At 58.4% G+C, this 2,589-nt stretch carries 3 pseudogenes; 1 reads left to right on the top strand and 2 read right to left on the bottom strand.

Annotated elements, in window-relative coordinates:
- Positions 1–91: pseudogene (locus ACQKP2_RS32430) on the top strand (ABC transporter ATP-binding protein); the annotation flags it as partial.
- Between the two features lie 6 nt (positions 92–97).
- Here ACQKP2_RS32430 and ACQKP2_RS32425 read toward each other — a convergent pair.
- Both ACQKP2_RS32425 and ACQKP2_RS32420 read right to left on the bottom strand, forming a co-directional pair.
- Positions 98–1,882, bottom strand: a pseudogene (locus ACQKP2_RS32425) (ABC transporter permease subunit); the annotation flags it as partial.
- Positions 1,883–2,045: 163 nt separating this feature from the next.
- Positions 2,046–2,528 (bottom strand): annotated as a pseudogene (locus ACQKP2_RS32420) (substrate-binding domain-containing protein); the annotation flags it as partial.
- Between the last annotated feature and the right edge of the window lie 61 nt (positions 2,529–2,589).

The raw sequence follows: 2,589 nt of genomic DNA, 5'->3' as shown, positions 1-2,589 counted from the left end.
CCTGGTCGAGCAAAACGCCAACCAGGCGCTGAAAATCGCCGACCGTGCGTATGTGCTGGAAAACGGCCGGGTGGTGATGCAAGGCACCGGTGAAGGTGCGCATGTCACCGCCGAAGAACCAGTTCTCCATGAACGGGCTCATGTACAGCGACAGCCAGCCCACGAACAGGATCACCGGAATCAGCAGCGCGCTTTCCCAGCCATCGGGAATTTTCAGGCGGATCGACTCAGGCAGGCGGCTGAAGGTGAAACCCGCGACCAGGATGCCGATCGGCAGCAGCATCAGCAGGCTGAAGATGCCCGGCAGGTGCCCTTCCACATAAGGGGCAAGGAACAGGCCGGCGAAGAAACCGAGGATCACCGTCGGCATCGCTTCCATCAGCTCGATCACCGGCTTGACCTTGCGACGCATGCCCGGAGCCATGAAGTACGCGGTGTAGATCGCGGCGGCAACGGCCAGTGGTGCTGCCAGCAACATCGCGTAGAACGCGGCTTTCAAGGTGCCGAATGTCAGCGGAGACAGGCTCAGCTTCGGTTCGAAGTCGGTGTTGGCGGCGGTCGATTGCCAGACATATTTAGGCTCGTCGTAGTTTTCGTACCAGACCTTGCTCCACAACGCGCTCCACGACACTTCCGGGTGCGGGTTGTCCAGCAACAACGGTTGCAGCTTGCCACCCTGCTCCACGATCACGTGGTTGGCACGTGGCGACAGACCGAACAGGCCCGAACCTTCGACCACTTGATCCACCAGCAAGGTGCGGTGAGCAGTACTGTGGAACACACCAAGCTTGCCGCTGGCGTCGAGGGCGACGAAGCCCTTGCGGCGCTCTTCGGCGGTGATTTCCACGATAGGCGTGGTGCCCATCTGGAAGGTGCGGATCTGCTTCAGGCGTTGCTCGCCGTCTTGATCACGTGCCATGAACCACTGGGCCAGGCCACCTTTGGAGTCGCCGATGATCAGCGAGATGCCGCCGACCAGTTGAGTACTGGCGGTCACTTGGGCTTCGCCGTCTTCAAGCAGTTTGTAACGACCGTTGAGGCTCTTGTCGCGCAGGCTGAACACATCGGCCTGGGCACGCCCGTTGACCACGTACAGCCACTGTTGGCGCGGGTCGACGAAGATGTTCTTCACCGGCTCGGTCATCTGCGGCAGTTCGATGCGCTTCTGCTCGTTGGTGACTTCACCGGTCATCATGTTTTCTTCGCTGGTCAGCGAAAGTACATGCAGTTGCGCGCCGGTAGCACCGGCCAGCAACAGGGTGGAATCGTTGGCGTTGAGGCTGACGTGCTCCAGGGCTCCGCCGGCTTCGTTCAACGCAATCGGTGCTTCACCGTACGGGTATTCAACCGCCGGTGTAATGGTCTTCTTGCCTTCCGGATAGCTGACTTTATAGGTGTGACGGAACACCAGCGCCTGACCGTTGGACAACCCGACCACAACCAGTGGATGACCTGGCTGGTCTTCGCCGATGGAGGTCACTGTGGTGCCGGCCGGGATCGGCAGATCGACGCGCTTGAGCTCAGCGCCACTGTCGACATCGAAAAACAACGCCTGGCCCTTGTCGGAAACCCGCATGGCCACCTGGTTCTGTTCTTCCAGGGAAATCATCAACGGCTTGCCGGCGTCTTGCATCCAGGCTGGCGTGATAGCGTCCTTGGCCGTCAGGCTGGCACCCTGGAACAGAGGTGCGACGACATAGGCAAGGAAGAAGAAGATCAACGTGATCGCGCCCAGCACCGCAAGGCCGCCTACAAGGACGTACCAGCGGGTCAGACGATCTTTGAGCGCACGAATTTGGCGCTTGCGTTGCAACTCAGGCGTATTGAAGTCAATTCGCTTGGGGGGATTAGTAGTCATGTTGGAATTGGCCAGATCATTCATTCGCACACCCTAGCGATCCTGTATGACAGAAAGATGACAGTGCAGTGACGCAACAAATCCGCCGCTAGCGGGAACCAGCAGTGGATAGAGAATTAGAAGTGAAAGGGGGCAGCTCCTGCTGCCCCCGATACAAGTCCGGAGGGTTTATCCCGAACTCAATTTGTTACTTTTTTGCGACTTCAGCGCCGCCTTCCGCCAGACCCAGGTCAGCCAGTGCTTTTGCGGCAACTTTGGCTGGCAGCGGGATGTAGCCGTCTTTCACTACAACTTCCTGACCCTGTTTCGACAGAACCAGTTTCACGAACTCGGCTTCCAGCGGGGCCAGAGGCTTGTTCGGGGCTTTGTTGACGTATACGTACAGGAAACGGGACAGTGGGTACTTGCCGTTCAGTGCGTTTTCTTCGGTGTCTTCGATGAACTCAGTGCTGCCCTTCTTGGACAGAGCAACAGTTTTCACGCTGGCGGTTTTGTAACCGATGCCCGAGTAACCGATGCCGTTCAGCGAGGAGCTGATCGACTGAACAACCGAAGCCGAACCTGGTTGCTCGTTCACGTTAGCCTTGTAGTCGCCTTTGCACAGGGCTTCTTCCTTGAAGTAGCCGTAGGTGCCGGATACCGAGTTACGACCGAACAGTTGAACCGGCCTGGCCGACGCGAAAAATCCGCCGCAACAGCGCTTTATCGACCCGATCAACGAGGTCTATCCG

It is taken from the genome of Pseudomonas sp. NPDC089569 (assembly GCF_050280625.1).
GTDB lineage: Bacteria > Pseudomonadota > Gammaproteobacteria > Pseudomonadales > Pseudomonadaceae > Aquipseudomonas.
The sequence above is the reverse complement of the archived record's forward strand: the minus strand, read 5'-3'. Positions and strand labels throughout refer to the sequence as shown.